This window comes from Vibrio sp. 2033, from assembly GCF_033339735.1.
The window spans coordinates 1-509 of record NZ_JAWOVC010000891.1 but is presented as its reverse complement, the minus strand read 5'-3'; the positions used below and the strand labels follow the sequence as shown (position 1 = coordinate 509).

The following is a 509-nucleotide window of genomic DNA, read 5'->3' as shown; positions in this document are numbered from 1 at the left end:
CACATTTTGAATTTAAGCTCCAATTCAAACGCAGCATTGATGATCAATTGGAAGACAAAGTGAATCGACCAATCATCAGCATTCCATTGGTTCAGCAGCACAACTTAGTCATTCAACTGCCGCATCGCTTACATCCTGCGAATGACTTCATACTGTACTTTTCCATTATCAAAGTGGTGATTGCCGCCGTGATTTTGGCTTTGTTCTCGCTTTTAATGGCTCGCAACTTACAGCAACCGTTGGACAGACTCAGAGAGGCGAGCAAGAAGCTTTCTAACGGCGATTTTAATGTCAGTGTTGTGCAGGAGCTAAAGTCCAACACGCGAGAATTTAATGAACTCGCGCAAGACTTTGACCACATGACGAAAGAGATTCACTCGCTAGCGGAGAAGCAACGTCTTTTGATTCGCGATGTGTCCCATGAACTAAGAACGCCTCTTGCTAGGCAGAACTTGGTTTTGCACCTTTTACGTAAACGAGTTGGTGAAAGCGAACAAGAATTAGTGACG

At 44.2% G+C, this 509-nt stretch carries 1 protein-coding gene; it reads left to right on the top strand.

Translation table 11 applies throughout. The annotated features are described in order from the left end of the window. Positions 1 to 509 (top strand): histidine kinase sensor domain-containing protein (locus tag R7P74_RS29665; protein ID WP_318124334.1); only part of this gene is annotated, 509 nt, incomplete at both ends.